The following is a 25,434-nucleotide window of genomic DNA, read 5'->3' as shown; positions in this document are numbered from 1 at the left end:
GATTAGTCTTTCGGGTTGCCCTGACGTAGACTGACGCGTCGGCTCTCGTGTATCCGCATGCCTTCGTACCGATGGCACGCACATACGAGAGTTGATCAAGGTAGCCGATTCGAAAGGCGAAGCGTGGCCAAGAAGCAAGGTGCCATCGAGATCGAGGGCACCGTGATCGAGTCTCTGCCGAACGCAATGTTCAAGGTGGAGCTCCAGAACGGTCACAAGGTCCTCGCGCACATCAGCGGCAAGATGCGGATGCACTACATCCGCATCCTTCCGGATGACCGGGTCGTCGTGGAGCTCTCTCCCTACGACCTGACGCGTGGCCGGATCGTCTACCGCTACAAGTAGATCTTGTCGCCGCCCCGCTCGTACGGGGTGACGGCACTGACCCGGAGAACCTCACACCCATGAAGGTCAAGCCGAGCGTCAAGAAGATCTGCGACAAGTGCAAGGTGATCCGCCGCCACGGCCGGGTCATGGTCATCTGCGACAACCTGCGCCACAAGCAGCGCCAGGGCTGACGCAGAACCTGCACTTCGCAGATTCTTCGCGCGACGCGAGCAAAAACGTACATACGCAGAACCCGTCCAGTGATCACTGGCGACACCTCCGGCGGGGGCCGGGGACCCGGAACGTACCTAGTACGGCGGCCGGGACCGGTTCTGTGTCAGACCCCCGAGAACATCTGGAGCCATTGAATGGCACGCGTTTCCGGTGTTGACATCCCGCGCGACAAGCGCGTGGAGGTTGCACTCACCTACGTCTTCGGTATCGGCCGCACCCAGTCGCAGGCGACCCTCGCCGCCACCGGTGTGAACCCGAACACCCGCGTTCGTGACCTTCCCGAAGAGGACCTGGTCAAGATCCGCGAGTACGTGGACGCCAACCTCAAGACCGAGGGTGACCTCCGTCGCGAGATCCAGGCCGACATCCGCCGCAAGGTCGAGATCGGCTGCTACCAGGGTCTGCGTCACCGCCGCGGCCTGCCGGTCCACGGTCAGCGCACCAGCACGAACGCTCGTACCCGCAAGGGCCCGCGTCGCGCCATCGCCGGCAAGAAGAAGCCGGGCAAGAAGTAGTCCACAGCGGACGCTGCGGTGCTCCGGGGGGCAACCCCCGGGTCGGCCGCATTCCAGCGGTCTTCGCTGTAGGACCGACCACCTCCCTCCATCAGGAGTAAGACATGCCCCCCAAGGGTCGTCAGGGCGCTGCCAAGAAGGTGCGCCGCAAGGAAAAGAAGAACGTCGCTCACGGCCACGCGCACATCAAGAGCACGTTCAACAACACGATCGTGTCCATCACGGACCCGACCGGCAACGTGATCTCCTGGGCCTCCGCCGGCCACGTCGGCTTCAAGGGCTCGCGCAAGTCCACCCCGTTCGCCGCGCAGATGGCCGCCGAGTCGGCCGCGCGTCGCGCGCAGGAGCACGGCATGCGCAAGGTCGACGTCTTCGTCAAGGGCCCGGGCTCCGGTCGTGAGACCGCCATCCGTTCGCTCCAGGCGACCGGCCTCGAGGTTGGCTCCATCCAGGACGTCACCCCGACCCCGCACAACGGCTGCCGCCCCCCGAAGCGTCGTCGCGTCTGACGCGGCGCGGCTTCGGCTGCTGCCTTGAGGGTCTGGGCGGTACGGCTTCCCTTGCGGGGGGCCGTGCCGCCCGTACCCTTGTCATACCTCGGGACATCAAATAGTGGGTGTCCATGACTGAAGGATTCATCGCATGCTGATCGCTCAGCGCCCCTCGCTGACCGAAGAGGTCGTCGACGAGTTCCGCTCGCGGTTCGTGATCGAGCCGCTGGAGCCGGGCTTCGGCTACACCCTCGGCAACTCCCTGCGTCGTACGCTCCTCTCCTCGATCCCGGGTGCGGCGGTCACGTCCATCCGCATCGACGGTGTCCTGCACGAGTTCACCACCGTGCCGGGCGTCAAGGAGGACGTCACCGACCTCATCCTGAACATCAAGCAGCTGGTCGTCTCCTCGGAGCACGACGAGCCGGTCGTGATGTACCTGCGCAAGCAGGGCCCGGGTCTGGTCACCGCCGCCGACATCGCCCCGCCGGCCGGCGTCGAGGTGCACAACCCCGACCTGGTCCTGGCGACCCTGAACGCCAAGGGCAAGCTGGAGATGGAGCTGACCGTCGAGCGCGGTCGCGGCTACGTCTCCGCCGTCCAGAACAAGCAGGTGGGCCAGGAGATCGGCCGTATCCCGGTCGACTCCATCTACTCGCCGGTTCTCAAGGTCACCTACAAGGTCGAGGCGACCCGAGTCGAGCAGCGCACCGACTTCGACAAGCTGATCGTCGACGTCGAGACCAAGCAGGCCATGCGCCCGCGCGACGCCATGGCGTCCGCCGGTAAGACCCTGGTCGAGCTGTTCGGTCTGGCCCGTGAGCTCAACATCGACGCCGAGGGCATCGACATGGGCCCGTCCCCGACGGACGCCGCCCTGGCCGCCGACCTGGCGCTGCCGATCGAGGAGCTTGAGCTCACCGTTCGGTCGTACAACTGCCTCAAGCGCGAGGGCATCCACTCCGTGGGTGAGCTCGTCGCCCGCTCCGAGGCCGACCTGCTCGACATCCGCAACTTCGGTGCGAAGTCGATCGACGAGGTCAAGGCGAAGCTGGCCGGCATGGGCCTGGCCCTCAAGGACAGCCCGCCCGGATTCGACCCGACCGCTGCGGCCGACGCCTTTGGCGCGGACGACGACGCGGACGCCGGTTTCGTCGAGACCGAGCAGTACTAAGAGCTCGGGCCTTTACGGTCTGATCTCGGCTGCGGGTCCGCTTCGGCTGGTCGCGCAGTTCCCCGCGCCCCTTACGGGGCGCGGACCCTCCGGGGCGCAGCCTCGGATCTCCGACAGGCAACCGCCTGCTCGGATACTGACCCCGGTACCTGATACGGCCGGGGCAGACACCTAGGAGAAACACCATGCCGCGTCCCACCAAGGGTGCCCGTCTGGGCGGCGGTGCCGCGCACGAGAAGCTGATGCTGGCGAACCTCGCCAAGTCGCTCTTCGAGCACGGCCGCATCACGACGACCGAGGCCAAGGCCCGCCGCCTGCGTCCGGTCGCCGAGCGCCTGATCACCAAGGCGAAGAAGGGCGACATCCACAACCGTCGCCAGGTGCTGCAGACGATCACGGACAAGAGCATCGTGCACGTGCTCTTCACCGAGATCGCTCCGCGCTTCGCCGAGCGTCCGGGTGGCTACACCCGTATCACCAAGATCGGTAACCGCCGTGGCGACAACGCGCCCATGGCCGTGATCGAGCTGGTCGAGGGCGAGATCGCCAAGAAGGCGACCGTCGCCGAGGCCGAGGCCGCCACCAAGCGTGCGGTCAAGGAGTCCGAGGCTGCTGCCGAGGCTCCGGCCGAGGAGTCGAAGGACGCCTGACGACGCTGATGCGTGTCAGTGACGGGCCCGCCCCTTTTCCGGGGGCGGGCCCGTCCCGCATTTCTGAGAGGAACACCTGGTGAGTGACGAGGTGGCACCCGGTTACGTACGGGTGCGGCTGGACCTGTCGTACGACGGCAAGGACTTCTCCGGCTGGGCCAAGCAGCGCGAGGGCCAGCGCACGGTGCAGGGCGAGCTGGAGGCCGCGATCCGGACCGTGACGCGGTCCAAGGAGACGTACGAGCTGACGGTCGCGGGCCGTACCGACTCCGGAGTGCACGCCCGGGGCCAGGTCGCGCACGTCGACCTGCCGGCCGAGGTGTGGGCCGAGCACGAGGAGAAGCTGCTGCGCCGGCTGGCGGGGCGGCTGTCGCACGACGTACGGGTGTGGAAGGTCGCCGAGGCGCCGGCCGGGTTCAATGCGCGCTTCTCCGCGATCTGGCGGCGCTACGCCTACCGGGTGACGGACCATCACGGTGGTGTCGATCCGCTGTTGCGCGGTCATGTGCTGTGGCACGACTGGCCGTTGGACGTCGATGCGATGAACGCGGCCTCGAAGGCGCTGATCGGCGAGCACGATTTCGCCGCCTACTGCAAGCGGCGCGAGGGCGCGACGACGATTCGTACGCTGCAGCAGCTGAGCTGGGAGCGGGATGCCTCCGGCGTCATCACGGCGACGGTGAAGGCGGACGCGTTCTGCCACAACATGGTGCGGTCGCTGGTGGGCGCGCTGCTGTTCGTCGGTGACGGGCACCGGCCGGTGGACTGGCCGGGCAAGGTGCTGGCCGCGCGGGTGCGCGATTCGGCCGTGCACGTGGTGCGTCCGCACGGGCTCACCCTGGAGGAGGTCGGCTATCCGGCCGACTCCGAGCTGGCGGCGCGGAACTTGGCGGCGCGGAACAAGAGGACGCTGCCCGGAGCGGGTTGCTGCTAGAGATCGGGGCTCTGCCCCGGACCCCGGTCCTCAATCGCCGGACGGCTCTGTTGTTACAGGGCCGTCCGGCGATGGGGTTTTCAGGCCGGGCAGCTGATCGCCAGGTCGCTGTTGACCGTGAAGTACGGCTTGATGCCGTCGACCTTCGGGTACAGGTCCGTCTTGTTGCGGTCGACGATGTCGCCGACGAGGCGGGCCACCTTGACCGGCTCGCCGTCCGGGGTCAGGCGCAGGGCCAGGTCCCAGACTGTGCTCTCCTCGTTCCCCCCGCCCGTGCCGCGGGCGTGCCGCAGGTCGGCGTAGGGGACGGTCACGCGGAAGGTCGTGCTGTCGACGGCGGTGACCTCGGCGGTCACCCGGTCGGCGGTCTCCGCGCGCGGGGTGGCGACGAGGACCGGCTCGGCGCCGTCGGTGAACTCGGCGCCGTGCAGGGTGCCTTCGACCGTGAGCGCGGTCTCGTCCTGGCGGACGAGGCGGGCCTCGGCGTGGACGGGGCGGTTCCAGGCGCGCAGGGCGAGGAAGCCGTCGACCGTCGGGTAGGGCACCCACCAGGTGAAGGGGGCGCCGGGCAGCGGCTCCAGCTCGACCAGGCCGCGGCCCTCGGCGAGGTGGGAGACGACGCGGCGGCGGGCGCCGTCGTCGCCGCGGACGACGTGGAGGTCCCAGCGGCCCTCGCCCAGGCGCAGCTGCTTGCGGTCGAGGACGGCGGTGTACGGGTCCTTCGGGCCCACCGGTGCCTTCAGGGGCACGGCGACGGGCTTGCCCTCCTTGCGGCGGGTGACCGTGAGGGAGAGCTTCTCGCCCGAGAGGCCCTTGCGGTCGACGGAGACGAGGATGTTGCCGTCGGCGTCGATGCGGCAGGAGGCGGTGCAGCGCAGGGGCTTGCGGACGATCTCCTTGAGCGCGGCCTTCACCGGCGGGGTGGAGGGCCTGGCGACGCCGCGGCGCAGCGGGCGGAGGATCTTGCCGGCGGTGCGGCGCAGCATCTTCGTCAGCGGGACGGGCGCGGGCTTGCGCTCGGCGGTCCCGGAGCCCGCGGGGGCGGCTGCCGGGGCGGAGCCGTCGCGGACCCCGCCGAGGCTCTCGATGAGCTCCTCGTAGCGGCGGGCGATGGCGTCGGGGTGGTAGCGCTCGGCGGAGACGAGGGCGTTCTTGCCCATGGTGCGCCGCAGCTCGTCGTCCTCGATGAGCTTGAGGAGGCCCTTGGCGATGGCGTCGCTGTCGAGGTTGGTGACGAGGAGGCCGTCGTGGCCGTCCTTGATGATCTCGCCGGGGCCGTGCGGGCAGTCGGTGGCGACGACGGGGACGCCGCAGTTCATGGCCTCCACGATCGTCATGCCGAAGGACTCCTCGCGGGAGGTGACGGCGGCGATGGAGCCCTTGGCCCACTCGGTCTCGATGGGGGAGTGGGCGCCCATGAGGGTGATGTGCTCGGTGAGGCCGAGCTGGTCGATCTGCTCGCGCAGCTTCGCCTGCTGGGGGCCGCGGCCGTAGATGCGCAGCTTCCAGTCGGGGCGGGCGGCGGCGACGGTCTCCCAGGCCTTGACGAGGAGGTCGTAGCGCTTGACGGGGATGAGGCGGCCGGCGGCGACGACGAGCTTGGCCTTGCCGTCGGAGGGCTCGACCTCGGAGGCGGGGACGCCGTTGGGCAGCGCGATGAGCTTCGTCTTGACGTCCGGGAACTGCTCGCGGTGCGTCGCGGCGTCGGCGTCGGAGACGGCGGTGTGGGCGTCCAGGTGCGGGATGGCGAGGTCCTGGGCGGCGCGGATGTTCGGCTCGTGGGTGCCGTAGATCCGGTGCTCCTGGCCGATCCGCAGATAGCGCTCCTGCCCGAATTCGGCCAGGTACATGACGAGGCCGGGGCGGGTGGCGACGACGACGTCGGCGTCGGTGCGGGCGAGGTGCTCGGCGACGCGCTTGTCGGTCAGGGCGCTGAAGTGGGCGCCCTTGGCCTCGACGGGCGGGATGTGGGCGCTGTCCTGCTCAAGGAGCGGGTTGTCCCGGTCGGCGCCGGTCTCGGCGCGGGTGTCGATGAGGTGGACCAGCTTCACCTTGCGGTGCAGGGGGAGCTTGGGTGTGCCACCGGTCCTGTGGATGGACACGATCTCCACGTCGTGCCGGGCGGCGAGCGCACTGGCGACGTTGAAGGTGGAGCGGATCGTGCCGCCGATGCCGTAGGCGTTCTGCAAAAGGAAAGAGATCTTCATGGCGGTGTGTGCGCGGCGTTACGGGCGGCGCGTCCGTCCTTCCCCCTGGCCTGGGTGTACGGGTCTCCCCTGTCGGCCGGAAGCTTCGGTGGTCCGGTCCGATCCGTCGGTTAAGACCGTTGGGAGGGGTTTCGGTTGCCTGTGCAGGCTACATTGTGGCTTGAGTCACGTCGCTTACGTCAAGGGTGAGATCGTTCTCCGGGTCGAAGACGGGGCGCACGGCGACGGTACCCCGGACCGGGTGTTCCAGGTCGCGCGCCGGGTGGACAGACGGAGTGCGCCCGTGCGTTCGGCGAGCGAACTGTAGGGGTAGCCGCGAACCCTCTGTCAAGCGCCGGATCGAACGGCAGTCCAGAGGGTAACCGTGTGGCCGGGCGTGGCGCGGGGACGGACCCCGCGGGCGCTGGGAGGCTGGCCCTGTGAAGGCGATGGTGGCGGTCTCCGCGGTCGTGGCCCTCGGGCTGACGGCGGGCTGCGGCGGCAGTGGCGGCGACGGCGGACTCGACGGGAACGGCGGCTCCGGCGGAGGAGGCGGCCGTGGCAGCGGCCGCGGCGAGGCCAAGGGCACGCGCGGTGCCGTGCGGATACTCAGCACCGCTCAGCTCCGGCATGTCGAGCTGGGGCCGCGCGAGGTTCCCGGCTTCCAGATCGAACGGGCGGGCAGCGGGGCGGCGGGCGGCGGGCGGCCCGTCACCGACGAGGCCTCCTGCCGGCCCCTGGTCGAGGCCCTCGGCTCCCGGCCGCGGCCCGCGCCCGCCGCGTCCGTCGTCAACACCTTCGCCAAGGCCGGCGAGGATCTCGACTTCCAGGGCCTCATGGGGATGATCCGCGTCTCCACCTACCGGGGTGACGGCGCGGTCTCCACCCTCGACGGGCTGCGGTCCGCCGCCGCGCGGTGCGCGGGCGGCTTCCGTATGCGCACGGGCGAGGGCGAACCTCAGGAGTTCCGGGCCGTACGGACGCTCACGGCGCCCCGGCTGGGGGACGAGGCCGTGGCGTACCGGCTGGAGAACGCGGCGGAGCGGGCGCCGAGCCTGATCACGGTCGTGCGCTCGGGCGCCACGCTCGCGATGTTCTTCGCCACGAGCCTGGCCGACCCGGAGGACGTCGAGATCCCGCCCGAACTCGTCGACGCGCAGGTGGCCAAACTGGAACGCGCAGAACAGAAGGCGCCGACGGTGCCGCCGCCGTCGTCGCCCATGGCGGTGGGGGAGGGCGGGGAGGCGGGGGACAGCGGGGACGCGGGGTGACGCGGGGTGACGCCGTAAGGCGGGGCCGCTAGGCCTCTTTCTTTCCCGGGGTCGGGGTCGCCACCGACGCCGACGCCTGGGCGTTCGCGCGGGCCATGATGCGGCGGAACGTGTAGCCCGCCACGTCGCGGCCCGCCTGCAGGGCTTCCTTGTCGTCGTCCGGCACGGCCTTGCCGTTCAGGAAGCCGGCCACGGTGAAGTACGCGTAGCGCCCCTCCGCATTGGCGGTCAGGCGGCACGCCGTGTTCCGGCAGAAGGAGGGGCCGTCGCCCGAGAGCGAGGCGATGTTCCCCGTGGACTGCTCCTTGGCCTTGTCCGCGGCGGCCTTCGTGTCGAAGACGGCCACGCCGACCGTGACGGCCACCCCGTCCCGCGTGTACGTCGCCCGCAGCACCTTCCGGCAGCCGTTGTCGGCGAGGACGGAGCCGAGCCCGCCCTGCGTGGCCGAGGCGCAGTCCTCGGTGGTGGCCGTGTCGATGCGGTCGTACTTGCGCTTGTCGAGGGAGGGCTTGCTGTGCGGGAAGAGCGTCTTCGTGCTGAGCGGCGCCTTGTCCTTGTCCGCACTGGCTATGAAGTCGCGCGGGTTGGGCGGGGGCGGCGGTGCGACCTGCGAGAACGACGGCTCGGGTGAGGCGGGGGAGCTCGGCAGCTTCTGCGGCGAGGGCAGGCCGGAGGCGGACTTGTCGCTCTTGTGCGAGCCGACGACGAGTGCCGCCACGGTGCCGGCGACGGCGACCGTGGCCAGCGCGCCGCCGCCGATCAGCACCCACTTGCGGCGCCGGCCGCGGGCCGCGGTGGTGTCGGCGAGGGCGTTCCAGTCGGGGGTCTGCGAGGCGGCCTGCGAGGCGGCCCGGCCCGGTCCGGAGGCCCACGGCGCGGGCGGTGCGGGCGGCACGGGGTGCTGCGGCACCGGCTGCGGCTGCTGGGGCAGGGGCTGCTGCCCCACGGGCGGCGGCGCCGCGGGCTGCTGCGGCTGCGGCGACAGGTCCGGCGGCGGACCGAACTGCCCGGCCGGCGGCATCGGCTGCGAGCCCGGCGGCGGTCCTGACGGCGGCCCCGAGGGCTGACCCGGCTGCTGGTTCGGCTGCTGCGGATCCCCCGGAGGCCCGTACGCCCCTGCCTGCCCAAAGCTCATGGCGTGCATCGTAAACCGCGAAAACGGGTTGGTCGCCCCTCCGGAGAGCAGGGAGAATCCCGCCCATGGGACATGTGGAAGCGGGACATCTGGAGTACTACCTCCCGGACGGGAGGGTGCTCCTCGGCGATGTCTCCTTCCGGGTCGGCGAGGGCGCCGCGGTCGCCCTCGTCGGTGCCAACGGCGCGGGCAAGACCACGCTGCTGCGCCTGATCGCCGGCGAGCTGCAGCCGCACGGCGGCACGGTCTCCGTCAGCGGCGGCCTGGGCGTGATGCCGCAGTTCGTGGGCTCGGTGCGGGACGACCGTACCGTCCGTGACCTGCTGGTCTCCGTCGCCCAGCCGCGCATCCGCGAGGCCGCGAAGGCGGTCGACGCCGCCGAGCTCGCGATCATGGAGAGTGATGACGAGGCCGCGCAGATGGCCTACGCGCAGGCTCTGTCCGACTGGGCCGAGGCCCGCGGCTACGAGGCCGAGACCGTGTGGGACATGTGCACCATGGCCGCGCTCGGCGTCCCGTACGAGAAGGCGCAGTGGCGCCAGGTGCGCACGCTCTCCGGCGGCGAGCAGAAGCGGCTGGTCCTGGAATCGCTGCTGCGCGGCACGGACGAGGTCCTCCTGCTCGACGAGCCGGACAACTACCTGGACGTCCCCGGCAAGCGCTGGCTGGAGGAGAAGCTGCGCGAGACGAAGAAGACCGTCCTCTTCGTCTCCCACGACCGCGAGCTGCTGGCCCGCGCCGCCGAGAAGATCATCAGCGTCGAGCCGGGCCCGGCGGGCAGCGACGTCTGGGTGCACGGCGGCGGCTTCGCCACGTACCACCAGGCCCGCAAGGACCGCTTCGCCCGCTTCGAGGAGCTGCGCAAGCGCTGGGACGAGAAGCACGCCCAGCTGAAGAAGCTGGTGATCACGCTGCGGCAGGCGGCCGCGGTCAGCCACGACATGGCCTCCCGCTACGCCGCCGCGCAGACCCGGCTGCGCAAGTTCGAGGAGGCGGGCCCGCCGCCTGAGCCGCCCCGCGAGCAGGACATCCGGATGCGGCTGCGCGGCGGGCGGACGGGCGTCCGCGCGCTGACCTGCGCCGGCCTGGAGCTGACCGGCCTGATGAAGCCGTTCGACCTGGAGGTCTTCTACGGCGAGCGGGTCGCGGTGCTGGGCTCGAACGGCTCGGGCAAGTCGCACTTCCTGCGGCTCCTGGCCGGGGAGGACGTGGCCCACACCGGTTCCTGGAAGCTGGGGGCGCGGGTCGTCCCCGGCCACTTCGCGCAGACCCACGCCCACCCGGAGCTGGTGGGCCGCACGCTCGTCGACATCCTGTGGACGGAGCACGCCAAGGACCGCGGCGGCGCGATGTCCGCCCTGCGGCGCTACGAGCTGGAGAAGCAGGGCGACCAGCCCTTCGAGAAGCTCTCGGGCGGGCAGCAGGCGCGCTTCCAGATCCTGCTCCTGGAGCTGGCGGGCACGACCGCGCTGCTCCTGGACGAGCCCACGGACAACCTGGACCTGGAGAGCGCGGAGGCCCTCCAGGAGGGTCTGGAGGCGTACGAGGGGACGGTGCTGTGTGTCACACACGACCGCTGGTTCGCTCGTACATTCGATCGTTTCCTGGTCTTCGGTGCGGACGGGCGGATCCGCGAGGTCCCGGAGCCGGTGTGGGACGAGGGGCGCGTGGCGCGGGCGCGGTGACCGTGCAGGCGACCGCCTGCGGCGGTGTCCTCAAACGCCGGACGGGCTGAATTGTCCGAGCGGTGAGACCATGTGTTTTGACCCCGCCGGTGGGCTCCCGGTACTCTACGAGTTCGTTATGCGTATTGGCTTGGTCGTTCTCACGCGAGGGGCCCTTACGCTTGCCCACCAGAGTGGCCGCCAGCGGCCCGCACCCGGGTTGCGTCCCCGGAGTGCGTCCCTCGTCGGCAGCCGCCTCAGGCGGGCCGTGTCAGGACCCACTCACTGAAGAAGCGAAGGCTACGACCGTGCGTACGTTCAGCCCCAAGCCCGGCGATGTCCAGCGCCAGTGGCACATCATCGACGCGCAGGACGTCGTCCTGGGCCGTCTGGCCTCTCAGGCCGCCAACCTCCTGCGTGGCAAGCACAAGCCCGTGTATGCCCCGCACATGGACATGGGTGACTTCGTCATCATCATCAACGCCGACAAGGTTCACCTGTCCGGCAACAAGAAGACCCAGAAGATGGCCTACCGCCACTCGGGCTTCCCGGGCGGTCTGCGTTCGGTTCGTTACGACGAGCTGCTCGACAAGAACCCGGAGAAGGCCGTCGAGAAGGCCATCAAGGGCATGGTTCCCAAGAACTCCCTGGGCCGTCAGATGCTCTCGAAGCTGAAGGTGTACTCGGGCAGCGAGCACCCGCACGCCGCCCAGCAGCCGGTCCCGTTTGAGATCACCCAGGTCAAGCAGGGCTAGTCCCGGCCACACCGCCGAACCAGACAGAAAGCATCTGAGGAGAATCGTGGCTGAGACCACCGCCGAGACCCCCCTTGAGACCGAGGGCGTCGAGGAGTACACCACCGAGACCGAGGTCGTTGAGTCGGAGTACACCTCCGAGTCCCTCGCGTCCCGCTTCGGCGACCCGCAGCCGGCCGCCGGCCTGGGCCGTCGCAAGAACGCCATCGCCCGCGTCCGGATCGTTCCGGGCTCCGGCAAGTGGAAGATCAACGGTCGCACCCTTGAGGACTACTTCCCCAACAAGGTGCACCAGCAGGAAGTCAACGAGCCCTTCAAGGTGCTCGAGCTCGACGACCGCTACGACGTCATCGCCCGCATCTCGGGTGGCGGCGTCTCCGGCCAGGCCGGCGCCCTGCGCCTCGGCGTGGCCCGCGCGCTGAACGAGGCGGACGTGGACAACAACCGCGGCCCGCTGAAGAAGGCCGGCTTCCTGAGCCGCGACGACCGTGCGGTCGAGCGCAAGAAGGCCGGTCTCAAGAAGGCCCGCAAGGCTCCGCAGTACAGCAAGCGCTAATCACGCGGCTTCGCTGCTTCTGCTCGAACGCCCCGGCGGCACACTCCGTGCCCGCCGGGGCGTTTCGGCTATCGGTCACCCGGGACGTATCGGCGTATACCTGAAGTCAACGTTCCGGTTCCTGACCCGACACTTTTGTTTGCGGGAGCCCGTTCACAGGCAGGCCCCGTATCCGCGCGTTTTTCGGAGGACACCAGTGGGACGACTCTTCGGTACGGACGGTGTGCGCGGCGTCGCCAACGCCGATCTGACGGCCGAGCTCGCACTCGGCCTGTCGGTCGCCGCGGCGCACGTGCTCGCCGAGGCGGGGACGTTCGAGGGCCACCGCCCGGTGGCCGTCGTGGGCCGTGACCCGCGCGCGTCCGGGGAGTTCCTGGAGGCCGCCGTCGTGGCCGGCCTGGCCAGCGCCGGCGTCGACGTGCTGCGGGTGGGCGTGCTGCCCACGCCCGCCGTCGCCTACCTCACCGGTGCGCTCGGCGCCGACCTCGGCGTGATGCTCTCCGCGAGCCACAACGCCATGCCCGACAACGGCATCAAGTTCTTCGCCCGCGGCGGCCACAAGCTCGCCGACGAGCTGGAGGACCGCATCGAGCAGACCTACCGGGCGCACGCCTCCGGCGAGCCCTGGGACCGTCCCACCGGTGCCGGCGTCGGCCGCGTCCGCGAGTACGACCAGGGCTTCGACAACTACGTCGCCCACCTCATCGGCGTCCTTCCCAACCGCATGGACGGCCTGAAGGTCGTCATCGACGGCGCGCACGGCGCCGCGGCCCGCGTCTCCCCGGAGGCGTTCGCCCGCGCCGGTGCCGAGGTCATCACGATCGGCACCGAGCCCGACGGCCTCAACATCAACCACGAGTGCGGCTCCACGCACCTGGACAAGCTGCGCGCCGCCGTCGTCGAGCACGGCGCCGACCTGGGCGTGGCGCACGACGGCGACGCCGACCGCTGCCTGGCCGTGGACCACAAGGGCAACGAGGTCGACGGCGACCAGATCCTGGCCGTCCTGGCCCTCGCGATGCGCGAGGCGGGCTCTCTGCGCAAGAACACCGTCGTCGCGACCGTGATGTCCAACCTGGGCTTCAAGCTGGCCATGGAGCGCGAGGGCGTCGAGCTGATCCAGACGGCCGTCGGCGACCGCTACGTCCTGGAGGAGATGAAGGCGCACGGCTTCGCCCTCGGCGGCGAGCAGTCCGGGCACGTCATCGTCCTCGACCACGCCACGACGGGTGACGGCACCCTGACCGGCCTGATGCTGGCCGCCCGCGTCGCCGCCACCGGCCGCTCCCTCGCGGACCTGGCCGGGGTCATGGAGCGCCTGCCGCAGATCCTCATCAACGTCCGCGACGTCGACAAGTCCCGGGTGAAGTCCTCGCAGGAGCTCGCCGCGGCCGTCGCCGACGCCGAGGAGCAGCTGGGCACCACGGGCCGGGTGCTGCTGCGCCCGTCCGGCACGGAGCCGCTCGTCCGCGTGATGGTGGAGGCCGCCGACATCGAGCAGGCGCGCACCGTCGCGCAGCGCCTCGCGGACGCGGTGAAGTCCGCCCTGGGCTAGGCCTCCTGAGGCCCTGACGCGCCTGCCCGTCCGGAATCGCTCCGGGCGGGCAGGCGTGACTGTTTCTCAGGGCTTGTGCAGGCTCTCAGAGCTTGCGCAGGGACAGCCGCTGCACCTTGTGGTCCGGCCCCTTGCGCAGGATCAGGTTCGACCGGCCGCGCGTGGGGGCCACGTTCTCCAGCAGGTTGGGCTTGTTGATGGTGCGCCAGTTGCGGCGCGCGTAGTCCAGGGCCTCCTCCTCGGAGACCTGGGTGTAGCGCCGGAAGTAGGACTCGGGGTCGGTGAAGGCCGTCGCGCGCAGCTTCTTGAAGCGCTCGTAGTACCAGCGCTCGATGTCCTCCGCGCGGGCGTCCACGTACACGCTGAAGTCGAAGAAGTCGGCGAGTCCGACGCGGGTGCGGCCGTCCTTGCCGGGCAGGGCCGGCTGGAGGACGTTGAGGCCCTCGATGATCAGGATGTCGGGGCGGTGCACGGTCAGCCGCTCGCCGGGCACGATGTCGTAGATCAGGTGGGAGTATACGGGGGCCGAGACCTCGTCCTTGCCCGCCTTCACGTCGGCGACGAAGCGGGTCAGGGCGCGCCGGTCGTAGGACTCGGGGAAACCTTTCCGCGACATCAGGCCGCGGCTCTGCAGCTCTGCGTTGGGCAGCAGGAAGCCGTCCGTGGTGACCAGCTCCACGCGCGGGTGCTCGGGCCAGCGGGCGAGCAGCGCCTGCAGCAGGCGTGCGGTGGTCGACTTGCCGACCGCCACGCTGCCCGCGACGCCTATGACGAAGGGCGTGCCGGGCTGGGAGCCGTGCCCGTGGCCCACGTCGCCCAGGAAGGTGTTCAGCGTGCCCCGCAGCCGGCTGGTGGCCTCCACGTACAGGTGCAGCAGCCGGGACAGCGGCAGATAGACCTCGCGGACCTCGTCGAGGTCGACGACGTCCCCGAGGCCGCGCAGCCGCTCGACCTCCTCGGCGGTCAGCGGCAGCGGCGTGTTCTCCCGCAGGGCGCTCCACTCGGCGCGGGTCAGGTCCACGTAGGGGGACGAGTCCGCGCGGCGGCGCTGCTGCGGCTGGTCTGTGGTGGTCGGCACGGCCCCATTGTGCGCGGGTCGCGCCCGGCGCTCACTTCCGGGTGGCGGGAACGGGTGTTCTCGTGGGGTTTGGGTGAGTCGTACGGGCGGTAACCGGCCCGCCTCGTTGGGTGAACTTTCATCCAACCCTGTACCTACTGACCGGTCAGGCACTACGTTCCGCTCGCAGGCCGCCCGCGCACCTGCCCCCCACGCGGCCGCTTCACGCTAGGGACGGCCGTGTTCGCTCTCCGAAACCACCCCCGCAGCCCCCGCCGGCGCTCCGCCGAGGCCGACCGGGAGGCCCTCGCCGCGCGCGTCTGCGCCGAGCTGGCCGACGACCTGCCCGACGAGGACCTCACCCAGGACCTGGACGACTGCCTCGACCGCTACGAGCTCGGCAGCAAGCCGCGCTGCGAGGAGGTCGAGTACCTGGAGATGGTGCAGGACGCGATCGACAGGATCGAGCGGGGCTGCTGAGGCGCAGCGGGTGGTGTGAGGCGCAGCAGGTGGTGTGAGGCGCAGCAGGTGGTGTGAGGCGCAGCGGGTGGTGGAGGTTGCGCCGATGCCGCCACGCGCGGGGCCGCCCGGGCCGTAACCTGCTCCGCATGTGCGGAATCGTTGGCTATGTGGGAGGGCAGTCCGCCCTCGATGTCGTATTGGCGGGGCTGCGGCGGCTGGAGTACCGCGGCTATGACTCGGCCGGGGTCGCGGTGCTGGCCGACGGCGGGCTCGCCGCCGCGAAGAAGGCGGGCAAGCTCGCCAACCTGGAGAAGGAGCTGTCCGGCCGGCCGCTGCCGTCCGGCCCGACCGGCATCGGGCACACGCGCTGGGCCACGCACGGCGCGCCCAACGACGTCAACGCCCACCCCCACCTGGACAACCCCGGCCGCGTCGCCGTCGTCCACAACGGCATCATCGAGAACTTCGCCGGGCTGCGGGCCGAGCTGGCCGAGCGCGGCCACGCCCTCGCGTCCGACACCGACACGGAGGTCGTCGCGCACCTGCTGTCGGAGTCCTTCTCCTCCTGCGGCGACCTCGCCGAGTCGATGCGCCAGGTCTGCCGCCGGCTGGAGGGCGCGTTCACGCTGGTCGCGGTGCACGCGGACGAGCCGGACGTGGTGGTCGGCGCGCGCCGCAACTCCCCGCTCGTGGTCGGCCTCGGCGACGGCGAGTCCTTCCTCGCCTCCGACGTCGCCGCCTTCATCGCCCACACCCGCGAGGCCGTCGAGCTCGGCCAGGACCAGGTCGTGGAGCTGCGCCGCGACGGCGTGACCGTCACCGGCTTCGACGGGGCGCCCGCGGACGTCCGGCCGTACCACGTCGACTGGGACGCCTCGGCCGCCGAGAAGGGCGGCTACGACTACTTCATGCTCAAGGAGATCGCCGAGCAGCCGAAGGCCGTCGCGGACACCCTGCTGGGCCGCATCGACGCCGCGGGGACGCTGTCGCTGGACGAGGTGCGGATCCCGGCGTCCGTGCTGCGCGAGGCCGACAAGATCGTCATCGTGGCGTGCGGCACCGCGTACCACGCGGGGATGATCGCCAAGTACGCGATCGAGCACTGGACCCGCATCCCCTGCGAGACGGAGCTGGCCAGCGAGTTCCGCTACCGGGACCCGATCCTGGACCAGCGCACGCTGGTGATCGCCATCAGCCAGTCCGGCGAGACCATGGACACGCTGATGGCGCTGCGCCACGCGCGGGAGCAGGGCGCGAAGGTCCTCGCCATCTGCAACACCAACGGCTCGACGATCCCGCGGGAGTCGGACGCGGTCCTGTACACGCACGCCGGCCCGGAGGTGGCCGTCGCATCGACGAAGGCGTTCCTGACGCAGCTGGTGGCCTGCTACCTCGTGGCGCTGTACCTGGGCCAGGTGCGCGGCACCAAGTGGGGCGACGAGATCGTCTCGGTGATCCGCGAGCTGTCGCAGATCGCGGGGCAGGTGGAGGAGGTCCTGGAGACCATGGAGCCCGTGCGCGAGCTCGCGCGCTCCCTGGCCGGCAAGAACACGGTGCTGTTCCTGGGCCGCCACGTGGGCTATCCCGTGGCCCTGGAGGGCGCGCTGAAGCTCAAGGAGCTCGCGTACATGCACGCGGAGGGCTTCGCGGCGGGCGAGCTCAAGCACGGGCCGATCGCGCTGATCGAGAAGGACCTGCCGGTGGTCGTCGTCGTGCCCTCGCCGCGCGGCCGCTCCGTCCTCCACGACAAGATCGTGTCGAACATCCAGGAGATCCGGGCGCGGGGCGCGCGGACGATCGTGATCGCCGAGCGGGGCGACGAGGCGGTGCGGCCGTACGCCGACCACCTCGTCGAGATCCCGCAGACGCCGGTGCTGCTGCAGCCGCTGGTGGCCACGGTGCCCCTGCAGGTCTTCGCGTGCGAGCTGGCGACGGCCCGCGGCAACGAGGTCGACCAGCCGCGCAACCTGGCGAAGTCGGTGACCGTCGAATGATCGTCGGAGTCGGCATCGACGTCGCCGCGATCGACCGCTTCGAAGCCGCCCTCAGGCGTACGCCCGGGCTGGCGACGCGGCTCTTCGCGGACGGGGAACTGCACCTGCCGAGCGGGGAGCGGCGCGGCATCGCGTCCCTGGCGGTCCGCTTCGCCGCGAAGGAGGCCGTGGCCAAGGCCCTGGGCGCGCCGGGGAACCTGCTGTGGACGGACGCCGAGGTGACGACGGAGACCAGCGGCCAGCCGCGGCTGGTGGTCCGGGGCACGGTGGCGGCGCGGGCGGAGGAGCTCGGGGTGACGTCGTGGCATGTATCGCTGAGCCATGACGCGGGGGTCGCTTCCGCTGTGGTGATCGCGGAGAAGTAGCGCGGAAGCAGCCCGGCGGCAACGACGCCCCGGCCCGCCGTTACGGAGCGAGGCCGGGCAGCTTGCCGGCGGTCTCGTCGTCCGCCGGCAGGCAGGCGACGAGGCTGAGGCCCGGGGCGTCGGCGGCGTTGAGCTTGACGTAGTCGAAGGAGAGGCGCCCGAGGCGCGGGTGGTCGAACGCGCGCCGGGCGGGCCGGAAGTCGGCGACGTCGTGGGTGTCCCACCACGTACGGAACTCCTCGCTGCGGCCGGCCAGTTCCCGGGTGAGGCCGGCGAACTCCGGGTCGCCGGTGTGCCGGTCGGCGCCCGCGCGGTACTGCTCCAGCAGCGCGCGGGCCTGGCCGGGCCAGTCGGCGAGCAGGTCGCGGGCGCGGGGTTCGAGGAAGACGAACCGGAGGAGGTTGCGGTCGGCGGGCTCCCAGCGGGCGGGGTCGCCGATGAGGCCGGCTTCGGCGCGGTTCCAGGCGACGAGGTCCCAGTTGGGGGCGATCAGGTAGGCGGGGTGGGGGTCGAGGGCGTCGACGAGCCGCTGGAGGGCGGGGTTGTGGGTGGGGGCCGGGGTTGAGGCCGAGGGTGTCGATGCCGTCTCCTTCGTCTCCTCCGCGAGGGCGAAGAGATGCCGCGCCTCGGCGGGGGAGAGGAGCAGCACGCGGGCGAGGCTGTGCAGCACCTGACGGCTGACGGTGATGTCGCGGGCCTGCTCCAGCCAGGTGTACCAGGTGACGCTGACGCCGGAGAGCTGGGCGACCTCTTCGCGGCGCAGGCCGGGGGTGCGGCGGCGGGGGCCGGGGAGGATGCCGACGTCGTGCGGGGTGAGGCGTTCGCGGCGTGAGCGGAGGAAGTCGGCGAGGGCGCGGCGGCGGTCCATGGCTCCTCGGTTCCTCGGCACGGGTACGGGGGTGGTGGCGCCACCAGCATAAAGAGCATCTGTAGCGGGCCGGGGCGGAGGACGAGCCTGGCAGGCATGACTGACACGGCTGACACGGCTGCCATGGCTGTCGTGCGAACTCCTTGGCGGGCTCTGTCCGTCCTCCTGGTGGGCGTCTTCATGGCGGTGCTGGACACCTTCATCGTGCTGGTGGCGGCGCCGGCGATCCAGGAGGACCTGGGGGCGTCGGACGCCGACGTCCAGCTGATCCTGGCGGGCTACCAGCTCACGTACGCGACGGCGCTGATCACCAGCGCGCGGCTGGGCGATCTGCTCGGCCGCAAGCGGATGTTCCTGGCGGGGGCGGGGGTGTTCACGCTGGCGTCGGTGGCGTGCGCCGCCGCGCCCGGGGCGGGGGTCCTGATCGCGGCGAGGCTGGTCCAGGGGCTGGGCGCGGCGATGATGTTCCCGCAGGTGTTCTCGATGATCCAGGTGCTGGTGCCGGCGGAGGGGCGGGCGCGGGCGTTCGGGGTGCTGGGGGCGGTCATCGGGGTGGCGGGCGTGAGCGGCCAGCTGCTGGGCGGATTCCTGGTCTCGGCCGACCTGTTCGGTACGTCGTGGCGCCCGGTGTTCTGGGTGAACGTCCCGGTGGGCGTGGCGACGCTGGCGCTGGCGGCGGCGTACGTACCGGAGTCGCGGGGGCCGGGGGTGGGGGCGGGGGCGCCGGGTGCGAGGCGGCTGGATCTGCGGGGCGCCGCCGTCCTCACCGCGGCCCTCTTCCTGCTGGTCGTACCGCTGGTGGAGGGCCGGGAGGAGGGCTGGCCGTGGTGGACGTGGGCGAGCCTCGCGGCATCGGCGCCGGCGTTCGTGGTGTTCGCGGGAATCGAACGGCGCACGGAGGCGGCGGGTGGTGCGCCGCTGATACGTCTGGGCCTGCTGAGGGAGCGGGCGTTCGCGGTGGGGATGACGCTGGTGCTGCTGGCGTACTCCGGCATCAACTCCTTCTTCCTGGTGCTGTCGCTGACGGTGCAGGACGGCCTGGGCGCGAGCCCCCTGGGGGCGGCGCTGACCTACGTCCCCTTCGCCGTGGCGTTCTTCGCGGGCAGCCTGGTCGCCGGGCGGCGGGGGCCGCGGGTGCTGCGCCCGGGCGCGGGCTTCGCGGCGGCGGGCTTCGCGGTGACGATCGCGGTGACGTGGAGCGCGGGCGCGCACCTGTCGGGCTGGTGGCTGGCCCCGTGCCTGCTCCTGATCGGCACGGGCTACGGCTTGCTCGTCACCCCGCTGGTGGGCTCGGTCCTCGCCCGCGTCCGCTCCGACGAGACGGGCATGGCCTCGGGCATCCTCTCCACGGGCCAGCAGGTGGGCGGCGCGGTGGGGGTGGCGGTGGTGGGGGTCCTCTACTACGGGACGCTGGGCGGCGTCGGCGTCGGCGTCGGCGTCGGCGTCGGCGTCGGCGTCGGTGCCGGTGCCGGTGCCCGTGGCGGCGATGTCGTGACGTACGGCCACGCGCTGGCCGCGGCGCTGGGCTTCGACGCGGTGCTGTGCGGGCTGATCTGCGTGCTGCTACGGGGGTTGCCGGGGCGGCGGTAGGACGGGGAGGGTTCCCGTTGTACGGCGTGCGGTGGTGTTGCGTGGCGCGTACGCGCATTGCGGCGGGGGTGACCGACCTGCGTGGGTATCACCTGATCACATGGCCTACCCGCCGAACAGGGGGATTCCTATGCACCTTCCCGTTGTCGCACTGCCCAAGTGGGCGGCTGCGGCGATCGCAGCGGTCGCCGTCCTGGCGGGGGGAACGTTCGTGGCTGTGGATGTCGTCACGGCGTCCTCCTCCCAAGGGGCGGCCGGTACGTCGGACCAGGCGCTCCTCGACATTCATCGGACGCTCAACTTCCGGAACATCACCAACGGCCCGGTCGAGGTGAACCTTCTGGCGAATACGAGGAACGTGGGCGGTTTCTACGGAGCCGTGTCGTCCGAAATCGGCAGCGATGGCGAGGGGGGCACCAGGGTTTCCGTAGGCGCGCACCTCTAGCGTACGAACGGCCCCCTGAGCGGGGGGCGTTCGCGCTGGGCTGGCTGTAGGTCGTGATGCGGGCGTCGCCCGAGGTCGCTATGCGACCCAGGAGCGAAGCAGTGCCGCCGTTGCCCGCAGGGTCAGCCTGTTCTCGCGGATGCCGGCTACCAGCTTGGTCATGCCGCCCGCAGGAGGTTTGACCGGCTCGCCGGACTCGCGCATGTACCGGACCGCTAAAGTGCTGCCGACCAGGCCGTTGTAGTCCGCCAAGGGTTGCAGGGCGACGAATGTCTGGAGCAGGACCGCTGCGCGGACAGGGGTCTCGACGTAGAAGGGTTCGCCTGCGTGCAGTTCGTAGGCGTGCCGGTAGACGGTGGTTGCGAGCGCGCCCCAGTCGTCGATGCCGATCTCGAGTCCCGACTGCTGCTCGAACTGCTGGAGCGCGTCCTCGATCCAGCGGGCGTCGATCCGTAGGAACATCAGCGGTTACCCGCCTCGAAGGTCTCCTCGAACTCTGCCAGGAACTCGGTCATGTCGTCGACGAGGCCGGAGACGAACGAGTCGCGGACGGGGTCGACATCGCTCTCGACGAGTCCCGAGACGTATGCCTGCACAGTCACGCCGTTGCGGTCTGCGCGGGCCTTGAGGAGCTCGTGCGTACGCGGTTTGACTCTGACGTTCAGCTGCTTCAGTTCAGTCGCCATACCTGCAGTGTAGCAATTGCTAGCAGTGTGTGTGGAGTGCCGCGCAGGCCCGAAGCTCCGGGGGTGCCCGGCGGAGGGCGGGGTGCAGGTGGCCCACGTTGTTGCGGACGAGTGCGGCGTAGGGGTGGTCGGGGGAGAGCGCGGACGGCTGTCAGGGCTTTGCTGTCGTGGGCGGGGTCCATTCGATGTCACTCCGGGGCGTCGGAGGACGCCCCGGCGGGTCGGGCGAAGAAGGGGGCCATGGGTGACGATGATCCCGGCCGCCTGGCCGCCGTCCCGCCGGGCCCACCACTACACCGAGGTCGCACGGGCCGAGCTGTGGACCGGTCGTACGGAAGCGGCCTTCAGGAACCTGCAGCTGGCCCGGAAGGTGGCGCCGCAGCAGACGCGCTACCACCCGACGGTGCGGGAGACGTTCGCGGGGCTGGAGTCGGCGAGGCGGCGGATGCCGGAGACGTTCAGCAACTACGGGGCCTGGCTGGAGCGGTGACGCGCGGCTAGGCCGTGGCCGGGGCTATCAGCAACTCCTGGTAGTTCCGGCCTTGTTGTGTCGCCACTCTGTGGTGGTCGGAAGACCCCCGCGGCCGCGCGAACGGCCCGGGGGCATGGCCAACGCCACGTAGGAGCGTCGACATGCGCAACACTATCCGCCGCCTGACCGCCTGGCTGAGGATCGGCCGCGAACCGGCCACCACCCAGGAACCCGCAGCCTCGGCGCCTGCCGCGCCTGCCGCGCCTGCCGCGCCCGCTGTGCCCGCCGCGCCGGAGGCGCCCCCGGTCCACGAGAAGCCCGGCGCGTGCGGCATCTACGTCTGGGCGACCGCCCACGGGATCGACCTCAGGCCCAGGCACTCCCTGACCACCTGCACGTGCTCCACGCGCGCGGACCGCGTTACGCCCGCCGTCGGGGCGTTCGTCGTGGACACGCGCGGCGGAAGACTGGCCCAGGTCGTAGCCGCGGAAGGCCCCCGCCTGCGCCTGCGTCCGCCCGCCGGAGGCGAAGCGTGGGAGGCGGAACCGGCTCTGCTGCGCCCCGCCACGGAGGCCGAGCAGCTGCACGCCAAGGTGGCGGAGGCGAACAGGGCGAGCCGCTGGGGGAACGGGGCGTAGACGGACGCGTGATACCGCGCCGGTTGCAGGCGGCCCCGGCGTACCGCCGAGGTTGACGGCGGACATACAGCCGTTGCTGGACGCGCTGTGACCTGCGACTGCGTAGTTTCCAGGCGTGGGAAATCCAGCAACCCAGCAACGGGGGAAACGCCTGTGAATCTCATCGGCAAGCGGGCCGCGCTGGCGGCGGCATCGGCCGCCCTGGGCACCGGCCTGGCGCTCGCACCGGCGGCGGAGGCCGCGCACCGGCCGTCGTCGTCGGCCGCACCGGCGTCGGCGGAGGCGCGTGACGGAGGCGTCTGGTACTTCAAGGCCAAGCACAGCAAGAAGTGCATGACCGTCCACGGCGCGAACACCGCCAGGGGCGCGGCGGTCGACCAGTACGACTGCGTGGGGCAGGCGAATCAGCGCTGGAAGGTGCTGAGCACCTCCCAGTGGGGAGTGTCCTACGTCATCTCCGAGCACGGCGGGAAGTGCCTGGACGTGCAGGGCGGAAGCAAGGACAACGGGGCCAAGATCATCACGTGGGACTGCAACGGCCGTGACAACCAGGTCTTCCACGTCAGGAACCTCACGGGCACGGTGGCGCTCAAGCCCAAGCACGCGTCACAGAAGTGCCTGGACGTCCCGGGCGCATCCCAGCAGAACAACACGCAGCTGATCCTCTGGAATTGCAAGAGCGTCGCCAACCAGCAGTTCGAGATGGTCCGTGCCTAGGTTCCGCGGTTCCTCGGAAGGGAGGGAAACAGTTAACAAGAGCAGGGTTCTCCTGGCCGGCAGCGTACTGGCCGTGGCGAGCACGCTGGGCGCGACGGCGCCCGCCGCCTCGGCGACGCCGGCCTCGGCGGCCACCGCGGCGGGCCTGCCCATCCCCGGCGTGCATTACCTCAGGCCGGCCCACGCGCCCGACAAGTGCGTCACCGTGCACGGCTGGGACAACAGCACCAGCGCGTTGATCGACCAGTGGACCTGTGCGCGTCAGGACAACCAGCGCTGGAATTTCCTGACGAACGGGCCCCGGTACTGGGTGAAGTCCGAGTCGAGCAACAAGTGTCTCGACGGCAAGGACATCAAGCAGGGCCGCCACGTCATTCAGTGGCCCTGTAAGAACGGGCTGAACCAGGCCTGGAATCCGGTACGCCGCATACTCGGCGACGGCAGCGACACGTGGGAGATCCACGTGGGCACCATGTGCCTGGACGTGGCAGGTGCCGGCAAGGGCAACGGGGCCCGCCTCATCCTGTGGAAGTGCACGAGCGCCGCCAATCAGCGCTTCTATATGGACTAGCGGCCGTCACCGGGAAGCGGCCCCGTCTCCGGACGGGGCCGTTGACGCTGGATCCCGGGTTTGGCGAATACCGAGCGCATCTGCTTGCCGTTCACGGCCAAGAGGACGCCGAGCAGTAGAACTCCGCACGCGGCCTGCTCCACCTTCAGCCATGTCGGGAACGCGCCGGGCAGCGCGACGATGACGGCGATCGCCACCGTCATGCCCACCGAGGAAAAGCGCAGCCGGGTGTACGACCGGCCGTGGCCGCGGGCCGTCTTGGCGGCCCAGGAGGCCATGAGCAGTGACGCCGCGACGACGATGCTCGTCCGGACCCAGACGGCGTCGGTCACGATGTCGTGGTGGTTGCGCAGCAGGACGACGGCGGCGAGGGTGCCCACGCTGAGGCCGACGAAGCAGGCTATGAGCCGCTTGGTGTTGCGTAACGCCCGCTGGATGCCCGGGTGGTTCAGGCCTTCGACGGGGCCTTCGGCGCGGCCTTCGGCGAGCGGCTTCCTGCGCGTTGCCATGGTGATCCTTTCGCTTCCCTCAGGGGTCGCTACCAGGATCCGTTCCGCTCGCTGTCCGATCATCGTTCACTCGGACGAGACGCTGCCCACCCGGCCTCAGGGGCCTGCCCGGGGTCACCCCGTAGGGGGCCTGGACGAGCCGGGTGGGGCCGAGGGTCAGTCGCTGATGCAGACGTTGCCGGTGGCCGTGTTGAGCAGGCCGATGACGTTGATGGGGAGAGAACACAGTGTGATGGGCACACGGATGGGGATCTGGATCGTGTTGCCCGTGATGACGCCGGCGGACTTGTCGGCGTGGCCGACCGCGACGCTGTCGGCGGTGGCGGCGCCGCCCGCGGCCGCGAGGAGCGTGGCGGTGGCGGCCGCCGTGGCGGCCTTGGCGGAGGGTGTCATGGGAACTCCCGGGGATGGGGGGGTGATGCGCGGCCAAGTCTGGCGCATAATTCTCCCTTTTTGTCTCATTTGTGGCGTGTGCCGTACCGGGACGAATGCGGCGGCGCGCCCGGTACCCACAGGCCCGCGCATCCGGTGTTGACTCTCCACCGACCGGAGACTCCAAGGTGAGGGACATGGACGACGACACCGCGTACTCCTCGGACTCCCCGGACTCGCCGGGCTCCCTGGGCTCCCCGCATTCTCTGCACTCGATCGGGGAGCTGGCCCGGCTGACCGGGCTGACCGTCAGGACCATCCGGTTCTGGTCCGACACGGGCGTGGTGCCGCCGACCGACCGCACACCCGCCGGCTACCGCCTCTACGGCCCCGACGCGCTCGCGCGCCTCGGCCTCGTGCGGACGCTGCGCGATCTCGGCGTGGGGCTTCCCGTCATCCGGCAGGTGCTGGAGCGGGAGATCACCGTCCCCGAGGTCGCGGCCGTCCACGCCGAGGCCCTGGACGTGCAGATCCGCACCTTGCGGTTGCGTCAGGCCGTGCTGCGCGCGGTGGCCGGGCGCGGTTCGACACCCGAGGAGTTGGAACTCATGCACAAGCTCGCAACCCTGTCCGATCAGGAACGACGCCGCCTGATCAACGAATTCATCGACAGCGCCTTCGAGGGCCTGGACGTCGACCCGGACTTCCTCGCCTCGATGCGAGGCGGCATGCCCGAACTGCCGGAGGACCCCTCGCAGGAGCAGCTCGACGCCTGGGTGGAGCTCGCCGAGCTCGTCCAGGACGAGGACTTCCGGGCCGGGATCCGCCGGGCGGCCGAGGACCAGACGCGGGTCTGGCAGGAGTCCGGGCGGCCCGACGGCGAGCGGACGAAGCGCGCCGCGGAGGCGATCAAGGAGCGGACGGCCGAGGCGCGGAAGGCCGGGATCGAACCGGACAGCCCTGCGGCCCGGCCGTACGTCGACGAGCTCGCCGCCGTCCTCGCGGAGGTCTCGCGCCGCGAGGACGGGCCGGAGTTCCGGGCCTGGCTGCTGGAGCGGCTGGAGGCCGGCAACGATCCGCGCTACGGGCGGTACTGGCGGCTCATCGCCGTGATCAACGGCTGGGCGCTGCCGGACATGGAACCGGCCACGCAGTGGTTCACGGCTGCGCTGCGGGCGACGGCGCGCGCGTAAGCCTCGTGGCCCGCACCCGGAGCCGTATCCGGGGTGCGCCCCGGGTCC

General features: G+C 70.9%; 30 protein-coding genes. 22 read left to right on the top strand and 8 right to left on the bottom strand.

Annotated features, from left to right (window positions below):
* Positions 1-123: 123 nt before the first annotated feature.
* The 7 genes from infA (at position 124) to truA (ending at position 4,325) form a co-directional block, all read left to right on the top strand.
* Positions 124-345 carry a translation initiation factor IF-1 gene (gene infA, locus IE241_RS12650; RefSeq protein ID WP_003956442.1) on the top strand — a complete coding sequence of 74 codons (222 nt, stop codon included), beginning with the start codon at positions 124-126 and terminating at the stop codon, positions 343-345.
* 59 nt (positions 346-404) lie between these two features.
* Positions 405-518, top strand: coding sequence for a 50S ribosomal protein L36 (gene rpmJ / locus IE241_RS12645; protein ID WP_003956441.1), 114 nt, complete (start codon positions 405-407; stop codon positions 516-518).
* 177 nt (positions 519-695) lie between these two features.
* Positions 696-1,076 (top strand): 30S ribosomal protein S13, encoded by a 381-nt coding sequence (gene rpsM, locus IE241_RS12640; RefSeq protein WP_030368393.1) that lies wholly within the window; start codon positions 696-698, stop codon positions 1,074-1,076.
* Positions 1,077-1,180: 104 nt separating this feature from the next.
* The gene (gene rpsK, locus IE241_RS12635; protein ID WP_003948617.1) at positions 1,181-1,585 is read left to right on the top strand and encodes a 30S ribosomal protein S11; all 405 of its coding nucleotides are present in this window, start codon (positions 1,181-1,183) and stop codon (positions 1,583-1,585) included.
* Positions 1,586-1,718: 133 nt separating this feature from the next.
* The gene (locus tag IE241_RS12630; RefSeq protein ID WP_004946635.1) at positions 1,719-2,741 is read left to right on the top strand and encodes a DNA-directed RNA polymerase subunit alpha; all 1,023 of its coding nucleotides are present in this window, start codon (positions 1,719-1,721) and stop codon (positions 2,739-2,741) included.
* Between the two features lie 185 nt (positions 2,742-2,926).
* Positions 2,927-3,391 (top strand): 50S ribosomal protein L17, encoded by a 465-nt coding sequence (rplQ, locus tag IE241_RS12625; RefSeq protein WP_087927579.1) that lies wholly within the window; start codon positions 2,927-2,929, stop codon positions 3,389-3,391.
* 79 nt (positions 3,392-3,470) lie between these two features.
* Positions 3,471-4,325: a tRNA pseudouridine(38-40) synthase TruA gene (gene truA / locus IE241_RS12620; protein WP_190021803.1), complete on the top strand. Its 855-nt coding sequence runs from the start codon at positions 3,471-3,473 to the stop codon at positions 4,323-4,325.
* Positions 4,326-4,405: 80 nt separating this feature from the next.
* Here the strand turns inward: truA and IE241_RS12615 are convergent, their stop codons facing one another.
* Positions 4,406-6,532, bottom strand: coding sequence for a glycosyltransferase family 4 protein (locus tag IE241_RS12615; RefSeq protein ID WP_190021802.1), 2,127 nt, complete (start codon positions 6,530-6,532; stop codon positions 4,406-4,408).
* 419 nt (positions 6,533-6,951) lie between these two features.
* Here IE241_RS12615 and IE241_RS12610 point away from each other — a divergent pair, with 419 nt between their 5' ends.
* Positions 6,952-7,782, top strand: coding sequence for a hypothetical protein (locus IE241_RS12610; RefSeq protein ID WP_190021801.1), 831 nt, complete (start codon positions 6,952-6,954; stop codon positions 7,780-7,782).
* A 28-nt stretch (positions 7,783-7,810) separates the two neighbouring features.
* Here the strand turns inward: IE241_RS12610 and IE241_RS12605 are convergent, their stop codons facing one another.
* Positions 7,811-8,917, bottom strand: coding sequence for a hypothetical protein (locus IE241_RS12605; RefSeq protein ID WP_190021800.1), 1,107 nt, complete (start codon positions 8,915-8,917; stop codon positions 7,811-7,813).
* Between the two features lie 65 nt (positions 8,918-8,982).
* On the opposite strand from IE241_RS12605, the gene IE241_RS12600 reads away from it, so the two are divergent.
* The 4 genes from IE241_RS12600 (at position 8,983) to glmM (ending at position 13,447) form a co-directional block, all read left to right on the top strand.
* Positions 8,983-10,602: an ABC-F family ATP-binding cassette domain-containing protein gene (locus IE241_RS12600; RefSeq protein WP_190021799.1), complete on the top strand. Its 1,620-nt coding sequence runs from the start codon at positions 8,983-8,985 to the stop codon at positions 10,600-10,602.
* A gap of 287 nt (positions 10,603-10,889) precedes the next feature.
* The gene (rplM, locus tag IE241_RS12595; protein ID WP_030368385.1) at positions 10,890-11,336 is read left to right on the top strand and encodes a 50S ribosomal protein L13; all 447 of its coding nucleotides are present in this window, start codon (positions 10,890-10,892) and stop codon (positions 11,334-11,336) included.
* A 46-nt stretch (positions 11,337-11,382) separates the two neighbouring features.
* Entirely contained in the window at positions 11,383-11,892 is a 510-nt protein-coding gene (gene rpsI / locus IE241_RS12590; RefSeq protein ID WP_058046811.1) for a 30S ribosomal protein S9, read from the top strand.
* Positions 11,893-12,088: 196 nt separating this feature from the next.
* Positions 12,089-13,447, top strand: coding sequence for a phosphoglucosamine mutase (glmM, locus tag IE241_RS12585; RefSeq protein WP_190021798.1), 1,359 nt, complete (start codon positions 12,089-12,091; stop codon positions 13,445-13,447).
* 85 nt (positions 13,448-13,532) lie between these two features.
* Here glmM and coaA read toward each other — a convergent pair whose 3' ends face one another.
* A complete protein-coding gene (gene coaA, locus IE241_RS12580; protein ID WP_190021797.1) occupies positions 13,533-14,525 on the bottom strand; it encodes a type I pantothenate kinase in 993 nt (330 codons plus the stop codon).
* Between the two features lie 219 nt (positions 14,526-14,744).
* On the opposite strand from coaA, the gene IE241_RS12575 reads away from it, so the two are divergent.
* The 3 genes from IE241_RS12575 (at position 14,745) to IE241_RS12565 (ending at position 17,325) form a co-directional block, all read left to right on the top strand.
* Positions 14,745-14,984, top strand: coding sequence for a hypothetical protein (locus IE241_RS12575; protein WP_190021796.1), 240 nt, complete (start codon positions 14,745-14,747; stop codon positions 14,982-14,984).
* A 128-nt stretch (positions 14,985-15,112) separates the two neighbouring features.
* Entirely contained in the window at positions 15,113-16,960 is a 1,848-nt protein-coding gene (glmS, locus tag IE241_RS12570; protein ID WP_190021795.1) for a glutamine--fructose-6-phosphate transaminase (isomerizing), read from the top strand.
* Positions 16,957-17,325 carry a holo-ACP synthase gene (locus tag IE241_RS12565; RefSeq protein WP_190021794.1) on the top strand — a complete coding sequence of 123 codons (369 nt, stop codon included), beginning with the start codon at positions 16,957-16,959 and terminating at the stop codon, positions 17,323-17,325. The genes glmS and IE241_RS12565 overlap by 4 nt, the downstream gene beginning before the upstream one ends.
* Before the next feature lie 40 nt (positions 17,326-17,365).
* Here IE241_RS12565 and IE241_RS12560 read toward each other — a convergent pair whose 3' ends face one another.
* The gene (locus tag IE241_RS12560) at positions 17,366-18,193 is read right to left on the bottom strand and encodes a helix-turn-helix transcriptional regulator (protein ID WP_190021793.1); all 828 of its coding nucleotides are present in this window, start codon (positions 18,191-18,193) and stop codon (positions 17,366-17,368) included.
* Positions 18,194-18,289: 96 nt separating this feature from the next.
* Here IE241_RS12560 and IE241_RS12555 point away from each other — a divergent pair, with 96 nt between their 5' ends.
* Both IE241_RS12555 and IE241_RS12550 read left to right on the top strand, forming a co-directional pair.
* On the top strand, positions 18,290-19,783 hold the full coding sequence (locus IE241_RS12555; protein ID WP_190021792.1) for an MFS transporter: 1,494 nt from the start codon (positions 18,290-18,292) through the stop codon (positions 19,781-19,783).
* A 130-nt stretch (positions 19,784-19,913) separates the two neighbouring features.
* Positions 19,914-20,228, top strand: a complete 315-nt coding sequence (locus tag IE241_RS12550; RefSeq protein WP_190021791.1) for a hypothetical protein — start codon at positions 19,914-19,916, stop codon at positions 20,226-20,228.
* Positions 20,229-20,306: 78 nt separating this feature from the next.
* On the opposite strand, the gene IE241_RS12545 is transcribed toward IE241_RS12550, so the two are convergent.
* Both IE241_RS12545 and IE241_RS12540 read right to left on the bottom strand, forming a co-directional pair.
* Positions 20,307-20,690, bottom strand: a complete 384-nt coding sequence (locus IE241_RS12545) for a hypothetical protein (protein WP_190021790.1) — start codon at positions 20,688-20,690, stop codon at positions 20,307-20,309.
* Positions 20,690-20,914 (bottom strand): hypothetical protein, encoded by a 225-nt coding sequence (locus tag IE241_RS12540; protein ID WP_190021789.1) that lies wholly within the window; start codon positions 20,912-20,914, stop codon positions 20,690-20,692. Before IE241_RS12540 ends, IE241_RS12545 begins: the two co-directional genes overlap by 1 nt.
* Before the next feature lie 244 nt (positions 20,915-21,158).
* Between IE241_RS12540 and IE241_RS12535 the strand changes: the two genes are divergently transcribed.
* From IE241_RS12535 to IE241_RS12520, 4 genes are all read left to right on the top strand, one after another.
* Positions 21,159-21,404, top strand: a complete 246-nt coding sequence (locus IE241_RS12535) for a hypothetical protein (RefSeq protein WP_373300656.1) — start codon at positions 21,159-21,161, stop codon at positions 21,402-21,404.
* Positions 21,405-21,547: 143 nt separating this feature from the next.
* The gene (locus IE241_RS34785; protein ID WP_308433672.1) at positions 21,548-22,024 is read left to right on the top strand and encodes a hypothetical protein; all 477 of its coding nucleotides are present in this window, start codon (positions 21,548-21,550) and stop codon (positions 22,022-22,024) included.
* A 153-nt stretch (positions 22,025-22,177) separates the two neighbouring features.
* Positions 22,178-22,741, top strand: a complete 564-nt coding sequence (locus IE241_RS12525; RefSeq protein WP_190021788.1) for an RICIN domain-containing protein — start codon at positions 22,178-22,180, stop codon at positions 22,739-22,741.
* A gap of 73 nt (positions 22,742-22,814) precedes the next feature.
* Positions 22,815-23,312, top strand: a complete 498-nt coding sequence (locus IE241_RS12520; RefSeq protein WP_190021787.1) for an RICIN domain-containing protein — start codon at positions 22,815-22,817, stop codon at positions 23,310-23,312.
* Here the strand turns inward: IE241_RS12520 and IE241_RS12515 are convergent.
* Together IE241_RS12515 and IE241_RS12510 are read right to left on the bottom strand one after the other, a co-directional pair.
* Complete coding sequence (locus tag IE241_RS12515) at positions 23,309-23,821, bottom strand: hypothetical protein (protein ID WP_229899169.1); 513 nt, start codon at positions 23,819-23,821, stop codon at positions 23,309-23,311. The two genes, IE241_RS12520 and IE241_RS12515, sit on opposite strands and share 4 nt — an antisense overlap.
* A gap of 156 nt (positions 23,822-23,977) precedes the next feature.
* Entirely contained in the window at positions 23,978-24,214 is a 237-nt protein-coding gene (locus tag IE241_RS12510) for a chaplin (RefSeq protein WP_190021786.1), read from the bottom strand.
* A 176-nt stretch (positions 24,215-24,390) separates the two neighbouring features.
* Here IE241_RS12510 and IE241_RS12505 point away from each other — a divergent pair, with 176 nt between their 5' ends.
* Entirely contained in the window at positions 24,391-25,386 is a 996-nt protein-coding gene (locus IE241_RS12505) for a MerR family transcriptional regulator (RefSeq protein ID WP_190021785.1), read from the top strand.
* Positions 25,387-25,434 lie beyond the last annotated feature (48 nt).

Origin of the sequence: Streptomyces hiroshimensis, assembly GCF_014650335.1 — a bacterium.
GTDB lineage: Bacteria > Actinomycetota > Actinomycetes > Streptomycetales > Streptomycetaceae > Streptomyces > Streptomyces hiroshimensis.
The sequence above is the reverse complement of the archived record's forward strand: the minus strand, read 5'-3'. Positions and strand labels throughout refer to the sequence as shown.